1 protein-coding gene is annotated in these 526 nt (G+C 66.0%); it reads left to right on the top strand.

Going from position 1 to position 526, the window contains the following annotated elements:
* Positions 1-526, top strand: a 526-nt coding sequence (locus EN935_RS39695) for an adenosine kinase (RefSeq protein WP_164771914.1), incomplete at both ends; no start/stop codon positions are given.

The raw sequence follows: 526 nt of genomic DNA, 5'->3' as shown, positions 1-526 counted from the left end.
GCAACACGGCGGCCGGCGTCGCCAGCTTTGGCGGCCGCGCGGCCTTCTTCGGCAAGGTCTCCAACGATGCGCTGGGCGAAATCTACGCCCACGACATCCATGCGCAGGGCGTCGCCTTCGGCACCACGCCGCTCAAGGGTGAGCCGCCGACGGCGCGCTCGATGATCTTCGTCACGCCCGACGGCGAGCGCTCGATGAACACCTATCTCGGCGCCTGCGTCGAGCTTGGCCCTGAGGATGTCGAAGCCGACAAGGCGTCCGGCGCCAAGGTCACCTATTTCGAAGGCTATCTGTGGGACCCGCCGCGCGCCAAGGAGGCAATCCGCCAGACGGCGAAGCTGGCGCACGCGGCAGGCCGAGAAGTGTCGATGACGCTGTCGGATTCGTTCTGCGTCGACCGCTACCGCGACGAATTCCTCGACCTGGTGCGCTCGGGCACGGTCGACATCGTCTTTGCCAACAGCCACGAGATCAAGTCGCTCTACCAGACATCGTCGTTCGACGAGGCGCTGGCCCAGATCCGCAA

This window comes from Mesorhizobium sp. M7D.F.Ca.US.004.03.1.1, assembly GCF_003998635.1.
GTDB lineage: Bacteria > Pseudomonadota > Alphaproteobacteria > Rhizobiales > Rhizobiaceae > Mesorhizobium > Mesorhizobium loti.
Note: the sequence above shows the minus strand (reverse complement) of the source record. Positions and strands in the feature narration are given on the sequence as shown.